We start from the raw sequence: 22,318 nt of genomic DNA, 5'->3' as shown, positions 1-22,318 counted from the left end.
ATTACACTAAGAATGCTTATTCTGTCGCAATGTGATACTCAATATCGGTGTTTTGACGCAACACACTGATCACACCCGCCAGATCTTGCTGAGAACCGATACGTTCTAACTGTGTAGCGATCTGTTCGTGATAAGCCGGTGTCAGTTTACTTTCCACTTTGCTCAACTCAATCACAACGATATTGCCGTCAAAATCTTTCGCTTGGGCATAAACCTTCTCGCCCTCTTGTGGTTTCACCATGGCGTAAACCGTGTTGGCAAGAGGTGAACTGCGATCGATCATTTGTAATTCGCCAAAAGACACACCTTTTTGCGCTAGCAGATCCGTTTCACCCGCTTTCAACGCAGTCACAAGCTGGTTACCCAGTTCAAGTGCTTGTTGTTCACCTTTCATACGAGATAGCTGCTCAACCACTTGCGATTTGACTTCATCAAGTGGCAGCACAGTTTCTGGACGAAACTCTTCAACACGCACTACCACGACATGCTCTGGAGCTACTTCAATCACTTCAGAGTTGAGACCATCTTCTTTCACTTCTGGTGATTTCAGCGCTTGCAGTACCGCAGGAGTGGTTAACACCTCAGGAGCTTGTTCGGCAGAGATAAAATCGGTGTGCACAACCGTAGCTGAGATAGCCTTGGCCGCTTCATCCAGAGAGTCTGAATGTTCAAATGCCATCTTTTCAAGTTCACTCTGCTTAGCATAGAAACTATCAAGGGCTTGCTGATCAATCAGTTCTTGTTTGATCGCCTGCTCAACTTCACTGTATGGCTTCACCACAGGTGCTTTGATGTCGTCTAAGCGAATGATGTGATAACCGAAATCAGACTTTACAAGACCCGAAACTTGACCCTTTTCAGTTAATGCAAATGCTGCCGCTTCGAAAGCTGGGTCCATAGTGTCAGGTTCAATCCAACCCAGTGAGCCGCCCTCTGCTGCACTGCCGAGATCTTGCGATTTTTCTTTCGCTAAAGTCGCAAAATCAGCACCAGCATTCAGTTCATCCAAAATCGCTTGCGCTTTTTGTTCATCATCCCCCTCAATTAGGATATGACTTACTTTACGCTGCTCAGCACTTGAATATTTATCTAGATGCTCTTGGTAATACTCTTGAGCTGCTTGATCATCAATAACAATCTGTGCTTTCAGCGCATCAGCAGACAGCTCAACATAGGAGACTTTCATCTGCTCAGGACGAGTAAAACGCTCAGTATTTGCTTTGTAGTACTGTTCAATGTCTTCATCGCTGAGCGTCACTTTTTTCGCAAAATCAGCCAACGATAATGTGATGGTACGGATATCTCGCGTTTGAGAAATTAATTGATCCTGTAGGTTTACTTCACCTGGCAGACTGAATTCACTACCTTGCAGTGCACTCATCAATTGATTACGAACTAAATCTTTACGTAAGTATTCCGCAAACATGTCTGGCGTAAAGCCTGCTCGACGCAAAGCAGCTTGATACAGTTCTTGATCAAATGTGCCCTGAGATTGGAATTGAGGCATTTCCAGAATCATTTGGCGTACCTGTTCATCGCTAACACGTAGACCTAATGAAGCAGCATGCTGTTCCAATAGCAAATCATTGATCATGCGATCCAATACTGACTTACGGAAAGAGGCGACATACGTCGGATCGGCCAGTAAGTTGGAGAAATAATCACCAAGTTGAGATTGCATGCGATTGCGTTCGTTTTGGTATGCTTGCTCAAAGTCACCACGGCTGATTTCCGCGTTCCCCACTTTGGCGGCTGCGTTATTACCACCACTGATCAGGTAGTTACCTACACCAGCAAAAATGAAAGATAGGATGATTAATCCAAGGATAATTTTAACCGCGATGCTGTTCACGCCTTCGCGTAATCGATCCATCATAGTGCTACTACTCTCCGGGTTTGATATCAGGCACGTAAGCCCAAAATGAATGGCGCGATAATATCAGAAAAAGAAATGCGCATCAGTAGGATGCGCATAATTTCAAAAGGTTCGAATTTATTTTGCAGAAAAGCGCAAAATCTTCATTCAAATTAGTTGCAAGCGTCTTTCAGCGCTTTACCCGCTTTGAATGATGGTACTTTTGCTTCAGCAATTTTGATCTCTTCGCCAGTTTTTGGGTTACGGCCTGTACGCGCAGCACGAGTACGCACGCTGAACGTACCAAAACCAACCAGTGCCACTTGGTCACCAGATTGTAGTGTACCGCTCACTGCTTCGATGAATGCGTCAAGAGCGCGACCTGCAGAGGCTTTAGAGATATCTGCGTTCGCTGCAATTTGTTCTACTAGTTGTGTCTTATTCACTGTGATTCCCCTTTGGTCACCCTTTATTATTTTATCGGTGCCGATTTCGTTCCATTAAAGTTTAAAACTAGCCTAAAGCCTTGTTGCATCAGGGCTACAAGCTATTGAGAGTAACGTTAGCCTTCAAAAAAAACGCTGACAAGCCTTTTTAGACCTATCAGCGTAAAGATTTACTTATTTTTGCTATGCATCACTCTTTTTGCTCTCAAAGCTAACCCCTGTCGGGTCTTGCTCCAAGGCAACTTTGAGCACCTCGTCAATCCACTGCACTGGAAGTACTTGCAGATCGGCGATCACGTTATCTGGGATCTCTTCCAAATCACGCTCATTATCTTTCGGGATCAGCACCGTTTTGATGCCACCGCGATGTGCTGCCAGCAGTTTCTCTTTCAAACCACCAATCGGTAATACTTCACCACGCAGAGTGATTTCACCGGTCATGGCAACTTCCGCTTTCACTGGGTTACCGGTCAAACTAGAAACCAGCGCTGTACACATGGCGATACCCGCACTTGGGCCATCTTTAGGTGTCGCACCTTCAGGGACATGGACATGGATATCTTTTTTCTCATAGAAATCAGGGTTGATGCCCAATTTTTCTGCACGAGAACGCACCACCGTCATCGCCGCTTGAATCGACTCTTGCATCACATCGCCCAGTGAACCGGTTTGGGTAAGTTTACCTTTACCCGGCATCGATTGGGTTTCGATGGTCAGTAAATCACCGCCCACTTCCGTCCACGCGAGGCCATTCACTTGACCAATACGGTTGCTCTCTTCCGCTTTACCGTAGTCAAAGCGTTGTACACCTAAAAACTCTTTTAAGTTTTGTTGGTTTACAACAACGGTTTTCACGCCTTTATCGAGCAGAATTTTCTTCACGGCTTTACGACAGATCTTTGAGATTTCGCGCTCCAGACCACGCACGCCCGCTTCACGAGTGTAATAGCGAATAATGCCGACAATCGCAGAATCTTCAATCACGATCTCGCTTGGCTTGAGGCCGTTACGCTCAACTTGCTTACTGACCAGATGGTCTTTGGCAATATTGAGTTTTTCATCTTCGGTGTACCCCGATAAACGAATCACTTCCATACGGTCTAGTAATGGGCCTGGAATATTCATCGAGTTTGAAGTTGCAACGAACATCACATCCGACAGGTCATAATCCACTTCTAGGTAGTGATCGTTAAACGAATTGTTTTGCTCAGGGTCAAGCACCTCTAGCAGTGCAGAAGCCGGATCGCCACGCATATCCGATGACATCTTGTCGATTTCATCGAGCAAGAAAAGTGGGTTTTTCACCCCGACTTTCGCCATCTTTTGAATAAGCTTACCCGGCATAGAGCCAATGTAGGTGCGGCGGTGACCACGAATTTCCGCTTCATCACGCACGCCACCCAGCGCCATACGCACATACTGACGCCCAGTTGCAGCGGCAATCGAGCGACCCAGCGAGGTTTTACCCACACCCGGAGGCCCCACTAAGCATAGGATTGGACCTTTAAGCTTATTGATACGACTTTGCACGGCGAGATATTCCAAAATACGCTCTTTGACCCGCTCTAAGCCGTAGTGGTCAGCATTGAGGATCTCTTCTGCTTTAGAGAGATCTTTTTTCACCTTGCTGCGCTTAGTCCACGGAACATTGACCATCCAATCGATGTAGCTACGCACTACCGTTGCTTCTGCTGACATCGGCGACATCATTTTCAGCTTGTGCAGCTCTTGCTCTGCTTTGTCGCGTGCCTCTTTCGGCATCTTCGACTCTTCGATTTTCTTTTTCAGCGTTTCAAATTCGTCAGGCGCGTCATCCATCTCGCCTAATTCTTTTTGAATCGCTTTCATTTGTTCATTCAGATAGTACTCGCGCTGTGACTTTTCCATCTGCTTTTTAACGCGGGTGCGGATGCGCTTCTCAACCTGCAGCAGATCGATTTCAGACTCCATCTGCCCCATTAAGAATTCTAAACGTTCACTGACATCCAGCAGTTCAAGCACTTTCTGTTTATCGACCAATTTCAGCGGCATGTGCGCGGCAATCGTGTCTGCTAAACGTGCGGCCTCATCAATCCCGTTCAGTGAAGTGAGTACCTCAGGCGGGATTTTTTTGTTGAGTTTGATAAAGCCTTCAAACTGGTTAATCGCACTGCGAACCACCACTTCTTGCTCACGCTCATCCAATTCTGGTGTCACCAGATATTGTGCATCGGCAAAGAAATACTCTTCTTCATAGAATTGAGTGATTTTGGCACGCTGTTGACCTTCGACCAGTACTTTCACTGTGCCATCAGGCAATTTCAGCAACTGTAAGATGGTTGCGACGGTACCGACTTCAAATAAGTCGGCGACTTTCGGCTCATCGGTTTCCGCTTTCTTTTGCGCCACCAATAACACTTGCTTGTTGTTATCCATCGCCGCTTCTAGGCACTGGATCGATTTTTCTCGGCCAACAAACAAAGGAATGACCATGTGTGGATAGACAACCACGTCGCGCAGGGGTAGTACGGGGATCTCGATACGCTCGGAACGCTCCAAGTTCATATTTTTCTCTCTTCCGCTTTGCATTTGTTACGCAGTATATGGGGGCTAACTAACTGGATTCAATGACAGAATAAAAAAAAGGAGGTATTGAATACCTCCTCGTTATTTTTTGTTGCTTGAGATTACTCCGCACCAGCGGCTTGGCTCTCATTAGCGCTGTAAATCAGTAGCGGTGTGGACTCTCCGTTGATCACAGATTCGTCAATCACCACCTTGCTGACCTCTTCCATTGAAGGCAATTCATACATGGTTTCCAGTAGAACTGCTTCAAGGATTGAACGTAGACCACGCGCACCGGTTTTACGCTTCATCGCTTTAGCGGCAATCGCTTTCAGCGCATCTTCACGAAACTCCAGATCAACGTTTTCCAGTTCAAACAACGCCGCATACTGTTTGGTCAGCGCATTCTTTGGTTCACACAGAATTTGAATCAATGCCGCTTCATCCAGTTCAGTCAGCGTTGCCGTAACAGGCAGACGACCAATGAACTCTGGGATCAAACCGTATTTCACCAAATCTTCAGGTTCAACCTGAGTAAACAGTTCGCTCAAGGTTTTGCTGTTGTCTTTAGAACGCACATCCGCGCCAAAACCGATACCAGTCCCTGTCGCAACACGCTGTTCAATCACTTTATCTAGGCCAGCAAACGCGCCACCACAGATAAATAGGATTTTTGAGGTGTCGACTTGCAGGAATTCCTGCTGAGGATGTTTACGGCCACCTTGTGGTGGAACCGAAGCAACCGTACCTTCAATCAGTTTTAACAGCGCTTGCTGAACCCCTTCACCCGACACGTCACGTGTGATGGATGGGTTTTCAGACTTACGAGAAATTTTGTCAATTTCATCGATATAGACGATACCACGCTCCGCTTTTGCAACATCGTAATCGCATTTTTGCAGCAGCTTTTGAATGATATTTTCTACATCTTCGCCCACATAACCCGCTTCGGTTAATGTGGTCGCATCCGCCATGGTAAATGGCACATCCAGCAAACGCGCCAGCGTTTCAGCCAGTAGTGTTTTACCGCTACCCGTTGGGCCAATCAGCAAAATGTTACTCTTGCCCAGCTCAACGCCTTCGCTAGTCGTATCACCATTACGTAAACGCTTGTAGTGGTTATATACCGCAACGGCTAGCACTTTTTTGGCGTGTTCTTGACCAATCACATAATCGTCGAGATGTTCACGAATCTTTCTTGGCGTCGGTAACGCCGCTGATTCCTTTTTTGGCAGAACATCTTTGATCTCTTCGCGGATGATGTCGTTGCATAAATCAACGCACTCATCACAAATATACACGGACGGACCTGCGATCAGTTTGCGAACTTCGTGCTGGCTTTTGCCACAGAAAGAGCAGTACAGCAGTTTACTACTACCGCCCTCTTTGCTTTTGTCTGTCATTCGCTAACCTCTTAGCCTTTACTCACTTTGGTTTGAGTGTATAACAATTCAATCAAAATTGCGTTATACAATTACGAGCTTACTCGCCACGGTGTTTCAGCACCGCATCCACCAAACCGTATTCCACTGCTTGATCTGCCGACATGAAGTTATCACGATCAGTATCGCGTTCAATCACTTCGATTGGCTGGCCTGTATGTTCTGCCAACAAACGGTTCAGTTTGTTTTTAATGGTCAGAATTTCTTGAGCATGAATTTGAATATCAGAGGCTTGGCCTTGGAATCCACCCAGTGGTTGGTGAATCATGACACGGGAATTCGGCAGTACATAACGCTTGCCCGGTGCACCACCAGCAAGCAAGAAAGCGCCCATTGAACAGGCTTGTCCCATACACACTGTGCTCACGTTTGGCTTGATGAACTGCATAGTATCGTAAATCGACATCCCTGCAGTGACACTGCCACCGGGTGAGTTGATGTAAAGGAAAATATCTTTATCAGGGTTTTCAGATTCTAAGAAAAGCAGTTGAGCCACGACAAGGTTTGCCATGTGATCTTCTACTTGCCCGGTTAAGAAAATCACTCGTTCTTTTAGTAAGCGAGAATAGATGTCGTATGAACGCTCACCACGAGAGGTTTGTTCAACCACCATAGGTACGAGTGCGTCAAAAATGGGCGACATTGCATTTTTTTCTTGGTAGCTCATAGTCTTATATCCCTAAAATAAATGGCCCGGATGATGGGTATCACACGGACCATTGTTAGCAGATGATTGCTTGTTTCGTCAACCTTCTACGCTACAGTTTGCTTATTAAGCAGCAACTGGGTTCATCAGCTCGCTGAAGCTGATCGCTTTTTCAGTTACTTTTGCTTTCGCAATGATCGCGTCTACCGCTTGCTCTTCAAGAGCAACGTTACGCATGTTGTTCATCAGCTGTTGGTTTTGCTCGTAGTAAGAAACCACTTCTGATGGATCTTCATACGCAGTCGCCATTTCAGTGATCAGTGCTTTCACTTTTTCTTCGTCCGCTTTCAGCTCGTGAGTACGGATCACTTCACCCAGCAGCAGACCTACCACTACGCGACGTTTCGCTTGCTCTTCGAACAGTTCACGAGGCAGTTGAGCCGCAGCTTCAACATTGCCACCGAAACGTTGTGCGGCTTGCTGACGCAGAACGTTGATCTCTTGATCGATCAGTGCAGAAGGAACTTGGATTTCGTTCTCTTTTACCAGACCTTCAATCGCTTGCTCTTTGATACGCGCTTTGATCGCTTGCTTCAGTTCGCGTTCCATGTTCTTACGTACTTCTGCTTTCAGAGCGTCAACGCCGCCTTCAGCTACGCCAAAACGTGCAACGAACTCATCGTTCAATTCTGGCAGTTCACGCGCTTCTACTTTGTTCACTTTGATAGCAAACTTAGCCGCTTTACCTTTCAGGTTTTCAGCGTGGTAATCTTCTGGGAAGTTCACATCAATAACGAATTCCATGCCCTTGGTTTTGCCAACGATACCGTCTTCAAAACCCGGGATCATGCGCCCTGCGCCCATTTCCAGAGGGAAGTTTTCTGCTTTACCGCCTTCAAACTCTACGCCATCGATAGAACCTACGAAATCGATAGAAACGCGTTTGCCGTTTTCTGCCGCTTCGTCAACTTCTTTCCAAGTCGCTTGTTGCTTGCGCAGAGTTTCTAGCATTTCTGCTACGTCAGCGTCAGTCACTTCTGCTGCTGGCTTCTCTACTGCGATGTTTTCTAGGCCTTTCAGTTCAACTTCTGGGTAAACTTCAAATGTTGCTGTGAAAACCAGATCTTTGCCTTCGCCAATTTCAACTGGAGCAAACGTTGGTGCGCCAGCTGGATTGATTTTCTCTTTTACGATCGCTTCGATGAAGTGGCGTTGCATCACTTCACCCAGCACGTCTTGACGTACTGCTTTGCCGTACATTTTCGCAACCATCTTCATTGGCACTTTGCCTTTACGGAAACCATCGAAACGACGGTTTTTCGCGATGTTGCGTAATTCAGCTGCTACAGCGTCTTCGATGTTTGCAGCTGGAACAGTAATATTCAGACGGCGCTGTAGGCCTTCTAGCGTTTCAACAGTAACTTGCATTATTTCTAAACCTCAAAACTGGCTCAGGATTCCTGAGCGTCATGAGCCAACACGACGTGTGGCTGCATCCTTGTGTTGTGCCCGATTGAACACTGATATGTAAATATTGAGCATCGGCTTTCAAGCGAATCACCAGAAAACCAGACTAATGAGCGATATCTTTTGGCAAAGGTATCTCCGATTAGTCTCAGGACCAAATTTCAGACGCGACATTCTAACGACCACAGCCGGAGCTGTCGAGTTAATCCCCGGTCAGAGTCAAGCCAATCTCCTGAAAACCCAATCAAGTGCTAAAAATTCCACCAAAAGGAAACCGATAGCGACTCTGAAATGGGGACAATATAGGCTTTTTCAATGGAATCGAGGCTTTTTTTTATTGAAAAGCGTAAAAAGAGATCTTGCTCTTGTTTTGCAGACCGAGATTGCGATCTTTTTAGACGCTTCGGCTGTGCATTCTCAGTATGATGTAACGAAAGGATTTGTTGATAAGAGCCAAGGATGCCATCCATTCGTCGTCTCAGCTTGATGTTGTGGGTCATGTTTATTGTGCTGGTGAGCATGAGCACGCACTTATACTGGCGTTTCCAGTATCAAGCGCTGCTCAATGAGCATCAGTCGCAGCTTGATCGTTTTTCAAGCCATATCGTTGCGACTTTAGATAAATACGCCCACATTCCCCATCTGATTTCTAAAGATAAAGAGTTGGTGGATGCACTGCTCTCGGCACAAAATTCGGCGCAAATCGACCTCACCAATCGCTATTTAGAGCAAGTCAATGAAGTCATCCAAGCCGCAGATACCTATTTGATCGACCGCTTTGGCAACACGATCGCATCCAGTAACTGGAATTTGGATCGCTCTTTTATCGGACGCAACTTTGCATGGCGACCTTATTTTTACCTCTCCATTGCGGGTCAAAAAAGCCAATATTTTGCGCTGGGGTCAACCTCAGGACAACGCGGCTACTATTACGCTTATCCAGTGATTTATGCGGCGGAAATCTTAGGGGTTATCGTGGTCAAAATGGATTTGTCTGCCATTGAGCAGGGCTGGCAAAGCAAGAGCAGCTATTTTGTGGCGACCGATGATCATCAAGTGGTATTTATGTCGAGCCAACCCGCTTGGCTGTTTCATAGCGTTGCAGATTTATCTCCCGCACAGCTCAACGACATTCGCCAAAGCCAGCAATATTTAGACAGCCCTATTCCTTCCCTCGGCTGGCAGGGCGACTTGCAAGCGGAGCAAAGCGAATGGCACAAGCCTGAAAAACATTGGCTGCAAGATGACTACATTGTTTCGAGTCGCCCGCTTCCTGAACTTGCTCTGACCATTCGCGTACTTTCACCGAAAATCGAACTCTTTTGGTCGGCGTTTGGCTTAGTGATTATTCTCTGCATGTTGTTTGCGATTGTGTATTTGGGCTTTCAACTGTGGCATCACCGGCAGCTGCGTCAGCGGCAAATCGAGCAGCTGCAGCAAGAGACCAAGCAGAAGCTTGAATTTGAGGTGATGGAGCGCACCGCCAAATTGCATGCGGAAATTGCTGAACGGATCAAAACCGAGCACGCGCTGCGCCAAACACAAGATGAGCTGATCCAAGCGGCGAAACTGGCAGTGCTCGGCCAAATGTCGGCCAGTATTAGCCACGAGCTGAACAATCCGCTGGCGGCGATCCGCAGTTTTGCCGATAACGGCCGCCGTTTCCTTGCCACCAACAAGCCTGAACGCGCTGAAGAAAATCTCTCGCGTATTTCCGCACTGACGGAGCGCATGGCGAAAATCAGTGAGCAGCTTAAATCTTTCGCCCGAAAATCCACTTCCAATGAACAGCAAGACGTGCAGTTGTACCCGTTGATTTTGTCGGCCAAAGAGTTGATGACTGGGCAATTTAAAGCGCAGATGACGTTGTTAGAGCTGTGCGACCTCGAAACGCCCGTTTGGGTACGCGTCAATCCCATCCAGTTAGAACAAGTGCTGATTAATCTGCTCACAAATGCGTTGCAAGCGTTAGAGGGACAAGCGGAGCGAGTAGTTCAAATTCGTCTGCAAACCTCTGAACAGCAAATAGCCCTTTTCGTTGATGATAATGGCCCCGGTGTTGGCATTGAAACCTTGCCCCATCTGTTTGAACCCTTCCACACCACGAAAAAGAATGGTTTAGGGCTTGGACTTTCTATCTCACAACAAATTTTGCACAGCATGCAGGGAACATTGAGCGTGGCGACTTCACCACTCGGTGGAGCGCGCTTTACCATCACCCTGCCTCGTTTCACACCTCTCAATATGGACTAACCATGTGTGATGTATTTTTGATTGATGATGAGAGCGATATCCGCATTGCGCTCGCTCAAAGTTTCGAATTGGCCGACCTCAACGCGCAGTTTTTTGCCAGTGTCGAAGAGGCACTGCTGGCAATCAAGGCGCAAGGACTCCCATTGGTGATCGTCAGTGATATCTGCTTACCCGGTTTAAGTGGACAGAATTTACTGAGCTCCGTATTGCATCAAGACAGTGAACTGCCTGTCATTCTTATCACTGGACATGGCGATATTTCGATGGCGGTCAAAGCGATGCATGATGGTGCTTACGATTTTATTGAAAAGCCCTTTGCGCCTGAGAGGTTGATTGACACGGTGCACCGTGCCATCGAAAAACGTCGCCTTACTTTGGAAAACCGTCAGCTAAAACGCAGTTTAAAAGTCAGCCAAACCCTAGGCCCGCGAATTATTGGTGAAACCGCCGCCATTCAAACTCTGCGCGATACCATTGCCCAAGTCGCGGATACCCAAGCGGATATTTTATTGTTTGGTGAAACAGGAACCGGCAAGGAGTTGGTTGCCCGTTCGCTGCATGAGCAGAGTTCACGCCGTGAGCAAAACTTTGTGGCGATTAACTGTGGCGCGGTACCAGAAAACTTGATTGAAAGTGAGCTTTACGGTCATGAAAAAGGCGCTTTTACGGGTGCCGAAAGCCGACGCATTGGTAAGTTTGAACATGCCCAAGGTGGCACTCTGTTTTTAGATGAGATTGAATCGATGCCGATGCAAGCGCAGATCCGGCTACTGCGTGTGCTGCAAGAGCGAGTGATCGAACGGATTGGCTCGAATGAACTCATTCCCCTTGATATTAGGGTGATTGCCGCCACTAAAATCGATTTAAAACAAGCCGCTGCCGAAGGGAAATTTCGGCAAGATCTCTACTATCGGCTCAACATTGTCACCTTAACGATCCCACCGCTGCGTGAGCGCAGAGAGGACATTCCTGCCCTCTTCCACCATTTCTTACTGGTCGCTGCTGCACGTTATGGTAAAGCGGCTACAGCACTGACGGCCTCCGATGTGCAAAGCTTACTTAGTCACGATTGGCCGGGCAACGTGCGGGAATTGCGTAATGCCGCAGAGCGCTATGTGTTACTCGGTAAGTTGGTGCAATTTGCTGAAAGCCATGAGCCAAAATCCAAATTACTCGGACTGAATGAACAAGTCGCGGAGTTTGAGAAATCACTTTTGGAGCAGACGCTGATTGAGTGTGGTGGCAGCATTAAAGCCACCATGGAGCGTCTCCATCTTCCACGTAAAACCTTGTATGACAAAATGCAGAAATATCAGCTCGATAAAGAGAGTTACAAACCCTGAAACCATCCCGCGTTCTGGTTAAAAGTCTAGGTCTCAGATTTAAGGTCGGCATAAAAAAACCAAGCCCTTCGCATGCGAAGGGCTTGTCGTTATTTGCAGACTTAAGCGTTAAGCGCTAGCGAGTGATGATTTCCGGCCCCATCAAGAGCGTCGGTAACCAAGTGGATACCCAAGGCACATAAGTGACAATAATCAGGAAGAGGAACATGACGCCCACCCACGGCAGTGCAGCTTTAACCACATTCATCATCGACATTTTGGCTACCCCAGAGGTCACAAACAGGTTTAAGCCGACGGGCGGCGTGATCATGCCAATCTCCATGTTCACCACCATCATGATGCCGAGATGGATAGGGTCGATGCCCAGTGCAATCGCAATCGGGAATACCAAGGGAGCGACGATAACCAGAAGACCCGATGGCTCCATAAACTGACCACCCACCAACAAGATCAGGTTCACGACAATCAAGAAGGTAATTGGCCCAAGCCCAGCAGACAGCATGGATTCGGTGATCATCTGCGGGATGCGCTCTTCGGTCAGTACATGTTTTAAGATAAGCGCGTTAGCAATGATGAACATCAGCATGATGGTCAGTTTACCTGCATCATACAAAGTCGCTTTGGTGTCTTTGTGGACAAAGGTTTCCACTACTTTGACCAGTACCGGTTTGGTATTGGTCTTATCCGCAAACGGCCCCATGTCACGATAGATGAAGTTGGCGATAAAAAAGGAGTACACCGCTGCCACAGCTGCCGCTTCTGTTGGGGTAAAGATCCCACCGTAGATCCCACCGAGAATAATCACCACCAGCAATAAGCCCCAGCTTGCTTCTTTGGCTGCTTTCAGCGCTTCTTTCCAGCCAACAAAGGGCTGCTTGGGTAGATTTTTTATCCGCGCGGTAATGTAAATCGCGATGATCAACATTAAACCTGCCAATAAGCCTGGGACAACACCACCTAAGAACATACGGCCAACCGAAACGTTGGTCGCCGCTGAGTACACCACCATCACAATCGAAGGGGGGATCAAAATACCCAAGGTTCCTGCGTTACAAATCACCCCCGCCGCAAACTCTTTGCTGTAGCCGTTTTTGACCATGCCCGCAATCACGATACTGCCGATGGCAACCACCGTTGCCGGAGATGAGCCCGAGAGCGCCGCAAACATCATGCACGCGACCACAGAAGCAATCGCTAAACCGCCGCGGAACCAGCCAACCATAGCAATCGCAAAACGGATGATCCGTTTAGCCACTCCGCCAGTAGACATAAACGTTGAGGCGAGAATAAAAAACGGGATCGCCAATAAAGTGTAGTGACCAGCAAACGCGTTAAACAGGGTTTGAGCAACCGAAGCTAAAGAGGCATCCGAGTGCCACAATAGGAACAAAATACTGGATAAGCCCAGCGATATAGCAATCGGCACGCCAACAATCATCATGCCGATAACCAGAATAAATAACAGTGCAACGGCCATGGCTTACTTCTCCTTGCCTTGAGTCTTAGGCATCATTGCCTCACCCGCTTCTGAAAGCTCCGCTTTCAGTGCTTCTAAATCTTCTTCGGCTTCATGACCGGCAATCATGCGATCCAGTTTGCCAGTGAGAATTTGCCAAGCGATCTGCAGAAACCGGAAAGTCAGCAGCGCCATACCTATCGGCAGAGCGGCATAAGGGATAAACCGCGGCAGCTTTTCATAGCGCTCGCCTTCGTTAACCCAATCAGCGAGGAACTGCAGCATATCAGGCATAGGAATATCGTCGGTTTCGTACCAAGCACGTTCAGTAATAAAGGGATACCAGTAGTTCCAAGAACCGATCAGTAAGAGGATTGAAAATGCCAAACAGCAGGCCACAGCAACCAATGCATACAGCTTACGCAATCGTGCTGGTGCGATATTGATCAGCACATCGACACCAATATGAAAGTGGCGTTTTACCCCAAATGACGCCCCGACAAGCACCATCCAAGCGAACATAAATACTGTTCCCTCAAGCGCCCAGAGAATGTTGTCGTTGAATAGATAACGCATGATGACGTTTGCAAAGGTCAGTAGCGTCATCGCGCCCATAAAAAATGCGATCAGAAATTCTTCAATCGAGTCGGTAAACTGGCCGACTCTCGAAAACCATGACTGTTCCATGTGATACATCGCTCTAATAGTGTGACGAACAGACAAACGGCCCCACCGTGATGGGGCCAAATAAAGGTTACTTCTGGTTAGCTGCCAGAGCGGCTTCAATCAGATCAGCACCGATGTCTTTCTCAAACTTCTGCCATACCGGTTTGAGTGCATCGACCCATTGCTGACGCTGCTCTGGAGTCAGAGTGCGTACGACACCGCCCGCTTCAATGATGTACTGCTTATTGAGCTCTTCCACTTTGTTGGATTCTGCGTTTCGCTCAATCGTGACTTCATTGAGGATCTTGGCAAACTGATCACGAACATCTGCAGGTAAACCATCCCACCATTTACTTGAGGTCACCACGAGGTAATCCAGAATGCCGTGGTTGGTTTCGGTGGTGCCATCTTGTACTTCAAAGTACTTTTGTCCGTAGATGTTTGACCAAGTATTTTCTTGTCCATCAATGACTTTGGTCTGTAAACCGCCGTAGGTTTCCGCAAACGACATTTTCTGTGGGTTAGCACCGATCTGCTCAAACTGAGCCACCAACACATCGGAGGCTTGTACACGGAATTTCAACCCTTTGGCATCCGCAGGCACCAGAATTGGCTTGTTGGCAGAGATCTGCTTCATCCCGTTGTGCCAGAATTCCAAGCCTTTTACACCACGGCGAGTCATGGCATTTTTCAGTTCTTCGCCCTTGGCGGAACTTTGGAAACGGTCAACGGCATCCACATCTTCAAAAAGGAAAGGCAGGTCAAAAATACGGTACTTTTTGGTGAATTTTTCAAATTTAGACAGCGAAGGTGCCGCCAGTTGTACATCGCCGTTGAGCAGGGCTTCTAACACTTTGTCATCATCGTACAGCGTTGAGTTAGGGAAGACCTGCATACAGGCTTTACCGTTCATCTCTTCGTTGACGCGTTTTTCCAGCAGTGATGCCGCAATCCCTTTCGGGTGCTTGTCGGTATTGGTCACATGGCTGAACTTGATCACGATTTCGCCTGGGTCACAATTAGCGGCAGCATTAAAGCTTGTGACAGCGAGGATAGAAGCGGCAATTAGGGTAAGCGGCTTGAACATTCTTATTCTCCTTGGTTGGATTTTTCAGCCCATCATTGGACTGCGTACCCATACCAAAGCAACTTGCGCGCCATTCATTACACAAAACTAACATTTATTTAAAATCAGTAACTTGTAAAACCAGTGATGGCATTCCTCTCTTGTGTTCGAGGTTTCTGCCATAAAAAATGGGTGGAAATCCACCCATCCAATTTCAGTAATGGGTCACTTTCAACCCATACATAACCGGCCTTAGGAAGAACAACTGATCTCCAGTTTTTTCCCCCATTCTGGCGGTAACTTTGCGTAACGTTCAAACTCGGGATGCTCGGCATAAGGGCTAGCCAACACAGTGGCTAAGCGTTGCATTTCCTCAAAATCGCCTCGTTCAGCAAACTCAATTGCTTGCTGCGCAAGGTAGTTACGCAAGATGTATTTCGGGTTCACTTGGCGCATGGCTTGGCAGCGCTCACGGGTGCTGATGGGTCGCTCCTCTTGACCTAACTCACGAGCAGCGCGCTCAAGATAACGGGTTAACCAGGTCTTAGCCGCTTCGCGATCTAACACCAAATCGATCACCGCCTCGTTTCCTTGCCGATCCAGACAGGAGAGCTCGCGTAAAAAGCGCGTGTAATCGGTGTGATTGTTGGCCAGTAGCGCGAAGAAATCAGCAAACAGCTCACCATCCCCCTCTTGCTGAGTCGCTAAACCGAGTTTCGCGCGCATCAAGCGGCTAAAATGCAGATTGAGGCGTTCAGAATAACTCCCCAGTGCGGCTTCTAAATCATCTTTGTCGATCAAAGGTGACAGCGCATGCGCTAATGCGGAGAGGTTCCAAAGGCCAATGCGTGGCTGCTGATCAAAGGCATATCGTCCCTGATAATCCGAGTGATTACAGATGAAGTTCGGATCGTAGTCATCCAAAAAGGCAAAGGGACCATAATCAAAGGTTTCCCCGAGAATCGACATATTATCGGTATTCATCACCCCGTGGTTAAAGCCGTACGCTTGCCACTGCGCAATCATCAGTGCAGTGCGCTCAACCACTTGCGAAAACCAAGCCGCATAAGGTTTCGATGTTTGCACGCAATCTGGGAAATGCCATTCGATGACTTTATCCGCCAGTAATTTCAGGTTCGCATGCTGATCGGTGTAAAAGAAATGCTCGAAATGGCCAAACCGCACATGGGTATGGGCTAAACGCACCAAGAGTGCGCCGCGCTCTTCACGCTCTCGATAAACTGGCGTTTCACTACTCATTAGCGCTAATGCGCGGGTCGTGGCAATGCCGAGTCCTGCCATCGCTTCACTGCACAAATATTCACGAATGGATGAGCGCAGCACCGCACGACCATCACCCATCCGTGAATAAGGCGTAAGCCCTGCTCCCTTGAGGTGAATATCAAACACTTCGCCCTGCTTGGTCGCCATTTCGGCCAACAGCAATCCGCGCCCATCACCGAGTTCGGGGTTATAGACACCAAATTGATGTCCTGCGTATTTCATCGCGACGGGAGAAAAATCAGCAGGTAGCTGCTGCCCTGACAGCGATAACAATAACTCATCATTCGGTGCTTCAGGCAAACCAAATTGTCGCGCCAAACGAGTATTCCACATACCCCAACGTACATTTTGCAAAGGCTGAGGATGAACTGAGGTATAAAAAGCTTGGGGTAACGCCGCAAAACGTCGGCTAAGATGAACAGCATTCCACACTGACATAACTAGACTCGCGATCAATGGTTTGCTCGCACCGTAGCAAATACTTGACCTTTTCACTAGGTTTTATTGTGCTGACGTTGTGGAGAAAGATAACCCGAACCTCTCGCTCAACGTCCCCTTTCTTCCTATGCTTACCAAAGGTGTTAGAAGGCAGCTCAAGTGGATAAAAACCCGCGGATAAAAAAGCCGAAGCAATCTGCTTCGGCTTTGGTGAATCTTAGGTGTTGCTATAACAGCATAAAGGTGAAGCCTAATGCCAATAAGGAAAACACCAGCGTACGACCCACAACACCTAGCGCACTAGGTTGCACCATTTCAACGTGTTCCATATCGATCTCCTCACCTTTATGTTTATGACACGGTAATGACAATATGGTGAAACTTTGAAAAATCAGCAAGAGATTGAGACGTTAATTTTTTGTGACAAAAGTGGGATGCCGCCAGTTCTTCCAAGGGATGAGCGAAATCGACTTTAGTCTCAAACTAAAGATCGACCTTGCACGCGTGAAATGGGCTACCTATACCTATATAAACCTCACTCACGATAAAGGGACAACCAATGAGAACAATGAAGGCCATGTTATTGACGCTGTTGGCGTTAATCAGCAGCAAATTGTTTGCACAAGAACCGATCCTCACGATAACCCATCAAGGGCAAACCGTTTCGGCCACTTATCAAGAACTGTTAGCCCGCAGTGATTTAACTATCGTCACCGAAACGCCGTGGACACAAGGTAATACGGAGTTTAAAGGCATTTCTGCTCAGGCATTATTAGCTTGGATGGGAGTAAAACAAGCCGACCTTAAAGTAATTGCCCTAAACAAATATTGGGCCGAAATCCCTTATTCTGATATTGAGAAGTACAACCCTGTTTTCGCGATTCAAAATAATGGCAAACCGATGCAGATCCGTGACCGTGGACCAATTTGGTCAATCTATCCACTCAGTAGTAGTGGCGAGTTAGATAATGAAATACTGCACAGCCGTATGGTTTGGCAGATCAGCAGTATAGAAATCATCACTCCTTAACGACGATGAAGAAGTCTCTACTTGCATTTTTCACGCTAGTATTCGTCATGGTCTTGCTGTCAATCTGGGCCATGGTTCGCTTTACTAATACTTATAATATGCTCACCAAGTACACCCAACTGGCGGCTTGGTCTTTGGCGCAATTGGAAGTAGAGACGCTCAATTTTACTCATAGATTGGAGACTTACTTATTAAATGGCAGCCGTGAAAATCATCAAGCGATGAGTCTTAATTACGATATTTTGTGGAATCGTTTCGATCTCTTTCTAACCAGTAAAGAAACCCAAGAACTCCGACAACAACACGATGCGCAAGCCATCATTCAAGAGGTGTTCACTCAACTCAAACGCTATGAACTGGCAGTAAGTCGAGGTGATCAACCCGTACTGCAAGAATTGCTGCAGCTCCTCGAGCCCTACAATGCCCAAATCCGCAATTTAGCGATTGTCAATTTTACGGGTGAAAGTGCCAACAGCAATATCCGTATGATTAACGAGAACAAACAGCAGTTACTCTATTTCTTCGCAGCGATTCTGCTGATGTTAATCTTGCTTTCCTATATGACTTATCGTTCTGCAGATTATCAACAATTTCTCGCATGGCATGACCCACTCACTCGGCTAAAAAACCGTAACTTTATCGTTAAAAAACTAAAGAAAAGACGCCGAAATCAACAAGAACCTATCGCGCTTATCCTGTTCGATCTTAATCGATTCAAAGAGTTGAATGATACGATGGGTTACGCTTTTGGCGACCAGTTGCTGATTAACATTGCGGAATTACTTACCCAACGCTGTCGCTCATTTGCTTATCAATGCGCCCGGATTGGTGCTGATGAATTTGCCGTTTTACTGCATCCTTGTACCGGAAATGCCGACTTTTTTATCCGTAACTTGTGGAATGACTTGACCAAATTAGTACAAGAGAATGATCCGACCAAACGTTTGAGTGTCGCGATGGGCGTTGTGACCTGCCAAACCCAAGACTTCACTGAGAGCAGCTCAAAATTACGAGCGAGCAGTTTATTAAACAATGCGGATTTAGCGCTCAATATCGCCAAAAAAGCACCTGAAGGTCAGGTGGTGTACTATACGCGCGACATTGAAAGTGCTTACAACAAGAAGCGTATCCTCGCCGAGCAGCTACAGCAGTTGCTGTTAGACCCAAACCAATCGAGCTTGTATTTATCCTATCAACCTATCTTGTCGCGCAATCCTGACCGACTAGGATGTGAGGCGCTGATCCGTTGGCAGCACAGTGAGTTTGGTTATATCAATCCGCAATATCTGATCGAGATTGCCGAAGAGTATGGACTTGGTAAAAAGCTCGGGGCATGGATCATGCAGCAGGTCTATTTGGCACTACAAAATGATTGGAAACCTTACAACCGCCGATTAGATGTCTCGATCAACCTTTCCAACTCTCTGTTTGATGAAACCTTGCCAGCACTCGTTACCACGATTTTTGGCCATCATGAGAATTTCCTCAATGCGATCATATTAGAACTCACTGAAACCATGACCATTGATGATTTTCCGCAAAGTCTCGCCATCATCGAGTCACTAGAAAAAATGAAAGTTCGCTTTGCACTCGATGATTTCGGAACCGGATGGTCTTCGCTCTACCAACTCAACCACCTTAAATTCAGTAAATTGAAGATAGATAAATCCTTTGTCGACAATATGAATCAAAACCAGCAACAAGCGATTTTTATTGCTTCAATCGTTAATCTCTCCCATCAACTGGGGATGCAGGTGGTGGCCGAGGGAATCGAACAGTTGGCGCAATTAGAGCAGCTCAAACAATTGGGGGTAGATGAATTTCAAGGCTACTATTTCTCTCGTCCTATCACTAAAACCGAGTTCGCCACTTTTTGCGATCACTACTTTTCCTCAGAGAATACCTCGTTATCCGCGCAAATTAATGAGTAATGCATTAGCAATACCATGCAACAAGATTGAGACGCGTGCCAAAAAACAGGTAACCCTACTTGGTATGACTTCTTTTCAGTGCGGATTGGTGGTACCACATCGCCTATTGCTAGCCACTCTTTCTATGTGGCAACAAGAGGTTATATGGACAAGACACAATCTGAAGAGAAAAATCGCCGCCCACTTGCGGTCAGAGATCTGAACTTCACCAAACGTATCGCCGTTTGGTTGAGCCAAAAGCAGATCACCCCTAACCAAATTTCACTCATGAGTATTGCCTTTGCGCTGCTTGGCTGTGCCATTTTGGCCGTATATCACTACTATCCTGCCCCGCTTTGGCTCATTCTGGCGGCCTTATCGATTCAAGCGCGTTTACTGTGTAACTTGTTTGATGGCATGGTTGCCGTAGAAGGCGGCAAGAAGACCCCTGCTGGCGAATTGTTTAATGATGTACCGGATCGGATCGCCGACCCTTTGTTGATTCTTGGTGCAGGTTTTGTCACGACTTCTGCGCTGGGAATGACCTTGGCATGGCTTTGTGCGCTTCTTGCGGTGCTGACCGCCTATATTCGTGTATTGGGAGTCAGCATGGGCGGTGAAGCTGATTTTCAAGGCCCGATGGCTAAACAGCATCGCATGGCGCTGCTTACCCTCAGTTTGCTCTTTATCGCGGCACTTTCACTGTTCGATGAGCTCCCAACCTTTTTCGCATACAACATGGATCTCACCTTAATCGTCATGCTGATTGGGCTGGTACTCACGGTTTGGCGACGCTTACAGCACATTTATCAATTCCATGCGGCGCGTGCATCCTCGTCCGATCATCAAGGTAACTAGTCATGCTCAACATTCCTCAACACTCACTGCACTTGATGTTGGTGATTTTGGCCATTTTAGTGGTAGGTACACTCTGTTATTTGTGGCTGTCTCGCCGCTATCCTGAACGCGATTATCTCGAATTAAAGCTGCGTATTCGTTCATGGTGGTGGATGGTTGCGATTGTGTTTGTCGTATTGCAGCTTCCACTCAACTACACGCTCTTTTTTGTAGGTTTCCTCAGTTTCATGGCACTGAAAGAGTTTCTCTCGATTGTGCCCACACGAATGACCGATCGCCGAGTGATTTTCTGGGCTTATTTGTCCATTCCATTTCAGTACTACTGGCTCTCCATCGGCTGGTACGGCATGTTCATTATCTTTATTCCAGTCTATGTATTCCTATACCTGCCTATGGTGATGGTGCTGATTGGAGATACTAAAGGTTTTATTCGCTCGGCAGGCATTATTCACTGGGCAATGATGTTGACCGTATTTTGTATCAGCCATATGGCCTACCTATTGGTGTTACCAAGCTTAAACCCAGATGCAGGTTCACTGGGTATGTTGCTGTTTTTATTGGTAATGACTCAGTTCAATGATGTTGCACAATACGTGTGGGGAAAAAGTTTTGGTAAACATAAGATCGTTCCGAAAGTCAGCCCGAATAAAACTTGGCAAGGCTTTATCGGCGGCACATTGACCGTGGTTACCGTTTCATACTTTGCAGCGCCTTATTTAACGCCACTGACCGCAGCGCAAGGGTTGGTCGGCGGAGTCATCATTGCCTTGAGTGGATTTATTGGCGATTTGGTGATTTCTTCAGTCAAGCGCGATTTGCGTATCAAAGACACCAGCCAGTTTATTCCGGGCCACGGGGGCATTCTGGACAGGGTCGATAGCTTGATGTTTACTGCTCCGCTGTTTTTCCACTACCTCTATTATCTCTATTACTGAGGATCATATGGCGCGTATTCTGAAAGTGCTGTTTTTCCTATTGATCGTTAAACCCTTAGTTTTTATTGGGTTAGGACTCAATATTTTGCAGCGCCAAAATCTCCCTACTCAAGGTCCAATGGTGATTGCCGCCAATCACAATAGTCATTTAGATACACTCGTACTCATGGCTCTGTTTCCGCTGCATTTAATTCACCGAGTGCGCCCTGTCGCTGCCGCGGATTACTTTCTGGTGAATCCCTTTGTGGCTTGGTTATCTCTGAATATTATTGGCATCATTCCGATCCGTCGCTTCCCCTCCAGCAGTGAACGTGACGCGGTACTGCAAGCTTGCCATGAAGCTTTAGATCAAGGCGATATTCTGATTATTTTCCCAGAAGGGAGTCGTGGTGAGCCGGAAATAATGAGTGGTTTGAAAAAAGGCATTTATCATTTAGTTAAAAATCACCCTGAGCGTGCGGTATTACCTGTGGTCATGCGTGGTTTAGGGCGCGCGCTACCCAAAGGTACAGCGATGTTCGTACCTTTCAATTGCGATGTGGTGATCGGTGAACCGTTAACCGGTTTTAGTGATGCAGAACATTTCGTTCAGGTCATGCAAAAAAATTACCAGCAGTTGGCGACTCACTGTATCACTCAAACCCAAGCGACCCTGGATAGCGAAACCCTCGACAGCTGA

The 22,318-nt window shown here is 47.1% G+C and carries 18 protein-coding genes; 7 read left to right on the top strand and 11 right to left on the bottom strand.

The features are described from left to right. Positions 1-16: 16 nt before the first annotated feature. The 7 genes from ppiD to F0316_RS19840 all read right to left on the bottom strand — a co-directional run bounded on the left by ppiD (position 17) and on the right by F0316_RS19840 (position 8,870). Positions 17-1,876, bottom strand: a complete 1,860-nt coding sequence (gene ppiD, locus F0316_RS04635; protein ID WP_148520228.1) for a peptidylprolyl isomerase — start codon at positions 1,874-1,876, stop codon at positions 17-19. Between the two features lie 152 nt (positions 1,877-2,028). Next, a complete protein-coding gene (locus tag F0316_RS04630) occupies positions 2,029-2,301 on the bottom strand; it encodes an HU family DNA-binding protein (RefSeq protein ID WP_001044516.1) in 273 nt (90 codons plus the stop codon). Positions 2,302-2,484: 183 nt separating this feature from the next. Further along, entirely contained in the window at positions 2,485-4,845 is a 2,361-nt protein-coding gene (gene lon, locus F0316_RS04625) for an endopeptidase La (RefSeq protein WP_001047611.1), read from the bottom strand. Positions 4,846-4,967: 122 nt separating this feature from the next. Next, positions 4,968-6,248, bottom strand: a complete 1,281-nt coding sequence (gene clpX / locus F0316_RS04620) for an ATP-dependent protease ATP-binding subunit ClpX (protein ID WP_002044302.1) — start codon at positions 6,246-6,248, stop codon at positions 4,968-4,970. Positions 6,249-6,327: 79 nt separating this feature from the next. Beyond that, positions 6,328-6,954: an ATP-dependent Clp endopeptidase proteolytic subunit ClpP gene (gene clpP / locus F0316_RS04615; protein WP_000121678.1), complete on the bottom strand. Its 627-nt coding sequence runs from the start codon at positions 6,952-6,954 to the stop codon at positions 6,328-6,330. Positions 6,955-7,059: 105 nt separating this feature from the next. Next, positions 7,060-8,361: a trigger factor gene (gene tig / locus F0316_RS04610; protein WP_001198441.1), complete on the bottom strand. Its 1,302-nt coding sequence runs from the start codon at positions 8,359-8,361 to the stop codon at positions 7,060-7,062. Between the two features lie 290 nt (positions 8,362-8,651). Next, positions 8,652-8,870 carry a hypothetical protein gene (locus F0316_RS19840; RefSeq protein WP_001881672.1) on the bottom strand — a complete coding sequence of 73 codons (219 nt, stop codon included), beginning with the start codon at positions 8,868-8,870 and terminating at the stop codon, positions 8,652-8,654. Here F0316_RS19840 and F0316_RS04600 point away from each other — a divergent pair. Continuing rightward, on the top strand, positions 8,860-10,653 hold the full coding sequence (locus F0316_RS04600) for a sensor histidine kinase (protein WP_114794186.1): 1,794 nt from the start codon (positions 8,860-8,862) through the stop codon (positions 10,651-10,653). The two genes, F0316_RS19840 and F0316_RS04600, sit on opposite strands and share 11 nt — an antisense overlap. Positions 10,654-10,655: 2 nt before the next feature. Next, positions 10,656-11,996 carry a sigma-54-dependent transcriptional regulator gene (locus F0316_RS04595; RefSeq protein WP_059260453.1) on the top strand — a complete coding sequence of 447 codons (1,341 nt, stop codon included), beginning with the start codon at positions 10,656-10,658 and terminating at the stop codon, positions 11,994-11,996. 115 nt (positions 11,997-12,111) lie between these two features. On the opposite strand, the gene F0316_RS04590 is transcribed toward F0316_RS04595, so the two are convergent. From F0316_RS04590 to F0316_RS04575, 4 genes are all read right to left on the bottom strand, one after another. Continuing rightward, positions 12,112-13,473 (bottom strand): TRAP transporter large permease, encoded by a 1,362-nt coding sequence (locus tag F0316_RS04590; RefSeq protein ID WP_000257380.1) that lies wholly within the window; start codon positions 13,471-13,473, stop codon positions 12,112-12,114. 3 nt (positions 13,474-13,476) lie between these two features. After that, positions 13,477-14,139: a TRAP transporter small permease gene (locus F0316_RS04585; protein WP_000438261.1), complete on the bottom strand. Its 663-nt coding sequence runs from the start codon at positions 14,137-14,139 to the stop codon at positions 13,477-13,479. Between the two features lie 67 nt (positions 14,140-14,206). Next, positions 14,207-15,205 (bottom strand): TRAP transporter solute-binding subunit DctP, encoded by a 999-nt coding sequence (dctP, locus tag F0316_RS04580; RefSeq protein ID WP_000476112.1) that lies wholly within the window; start codon positions 15,203-15,205, stop codon positions 14,207-14,209. A 231-nt stretch (positions 15,206-15,436) separates the two neighbouring features. Further along, positions 15,437-16,906: a protein adenylyltransferase SelO gene (locus tag F0316_RS04575; RefSeq protein WP_172625961.1), complete on the bottom strand. Its 1,470-nt coding sequence runs from the start codon at positions 16,904-16,906 to the stop codon at positions 15,437-15,439. Positions 16,907-17,474: 568 nt separating this feature from the next. Between F0316_RS04575 and F0316_RS04565 the strand changes: the two genes are divergently transcribed. The 5 genes from F0316_RS04565 (at position 17,475) to F0316_RS04545 (ending at position 22,318) form a co-directional block, all read left to right on the top strand. Then, complete coding sequence (locus F0316_RS04565) at positions 17,475-17,936, top strand: oxidoreductase (RefSeq protein ID WP_000646483.1); 462 nt, start codon at positions 17,475-17,477, stop codon at positions 17,934-17,936. Positions 17,937-18,034: 98 nt separating this feature from the next. Beyond that, entirely contained in the window at positions 18,035-19,867 is a 1,833-nt protein-coding gene (locus F0316_RS04560) for a putative bifunctional diguanylate cyclase/phosphodiesterase (protein WP_002053107.1), read from the top strand. Between the two features lie 78 nt (positions 19,868-19,945). Further along, a complete protein-coding gene (locus F0316_RS04555) occupies positions 19,946-20,704 on the top strand; it encodes a CDP-alcohol phosphatidyltransferase family protein (RefSeq protein ID WP_001905158.1) in 759 nt (252 codons plus the stop codon). 2 nt (positions 20,705-20,706) lie between these two features. Next, entirely contained in the window at positions 20,707-21,639 is a 933-nt protein-coding gene (locus tag F0316_RS04550) for a phosphatidate cytidylyltransferase (RefSeq protein WP_000932195.1), read from the top strand. 7 nt (positions 21,640-21,646) lie between these two features. Then, complete coding sequence (locus F0316_RS04545) at positions 21,647-22,318, top strand: lysophospholipid acyltransferase family protein (protein ID WP_149560243.1); 672 nt, start codon at positions 21,647-21,649, stop codon at positions 22,316-22,318.

The organism is Vibrio cholerae (genome assembly GCF_008369605.1).
Lineage (GTDB): Bacteria > Pseudomonadota > Gammaproteobacteria > Enterobacterales > Vibrionaceae > Vibrio > Vibrio cholerae.
The sequence above is the reverse complement of the archived record's forward strand: the minus strand, read 5'-3'. Positions and strand labels throughout refer to the sequence as shown.

What these genes read in the sequence shown, in the direction of transcription:
- ppiD (WP_148520228.1), bottom strand. Translation starts at nt 1,876, where the DNA reads ATGATGGATCGATTACGCGAAGGCGTGAACAGCATCGCGGTTAAAATT.
- lon (WP_001047611.1), bottom strand. Translation starts at nt 4,845, where the DNA reads ATGAACTTGGAGCGTTCCGAGCGTATCGAGATCCCCGTACTACCCCTG.
- clpX (WP_002044302.1), bottom strand. Translation starts at nt 6,248, where the DNA reads ATGACAGACAAAAGCAAAGAGGGCGGTAGTAGTAAACTGCTGTACTGC.
- clpP (WP_000121678.1), bottom strand. Translation starts at nt 6,954, where the DNA reads ATGAGCTACCAAGAAAAAAATGCAATGTCGCCCATTTTTGACGCACTC.
- tig (WP_001198441.1), bottom strand. Translation starts at nt 8,361, where the DNA reads ATGCAAGTTACTGTTGAAACGCTAGAAGGCCTACAGCGCCGTCTGAAT.
- F0316_RS04600 (WP_114794186.1), top strand. Translation starts at nt 8,860, where the DNA reads ATGCCATCCATTCGTCGTCTCAGCTTGATGTTGTGGGTCATGTTTATT.
- F0316_RS19840 (WP_001881672.1), bottom strand. Translation starts at nt 8,870, where the DNA reads ATGGATGGCATCCTTGGCTCTTATCAACAAATCCTTTCGTTACATCAT.
- F0316_RS04595 (WP_059260453.1), top strand. Translation starts at nt 10,656, where the DNA reads ATGTGTGATGTATTTTTGATTGATGATGAGAGCGATATCCGCATTGCG.
- F0316_RS04590 (WP_000257380.1), bottom strand. Translation starts at nt 13,473, where the DNA reads ATGGCCGTTGCACTGTTATTTATTCTGGTTATCGGCATGATGATTGTT.
- F0316_RS04585 (WP_000438261.1), bottom strand. Translation starts at nt 14,139, where the DNA reads ATGGAACAGTCATGGTTTTCGAGAGTCGGCCAGTTTACCGACTCGATT.
- dctP (WP_000476112.1), bottom strand. Translation starts at nt 15,205, where the DNA reads ATGTTCAAGCCGCTTACCCTAATTGCCGCTTCTATCCTCGCTGTCACA.
- F0316_RS04575 (WP_172625961.1), bottom strand. Translation starts at nt 16,906, where the DNA reads ATGTCAGTGTGGAATGCTGTTCATCTTAGCCGACGTTTTGCGGCGTTA.
- F0316_RS04565 (WP_000646483.1), top strand. Translation starts at nt 17,475, where the DNA reads ATGAAGGCCATGTTATTGACGCTGTTGGCGTTAATCAGCAGCAAATTG.
- F0316_RS04560 (WP_002053107.1), top strand. Translation starts at nt 18,035, where the DNA reads ATGCTCACCAAGTACACCCAACTGGCGGCTTGGTCTTTGGCGCAATTG.
- F0316_RS04550 (WP_000932195.1), top strand. Translation starts at nt 20,707, where the DNA reads ATGCTCAACATTCCTCAACACTCACTGCACTTGATGTTGGTGATTTTG.
- F0316_RS04545 (WP_149560243.1), top strand. Translation starts at nt 21,647, where the DNA reads ATGGCGCGTATTCTGAAAGTGCTGTTTTTCCTATTGATCGTTAAACCC.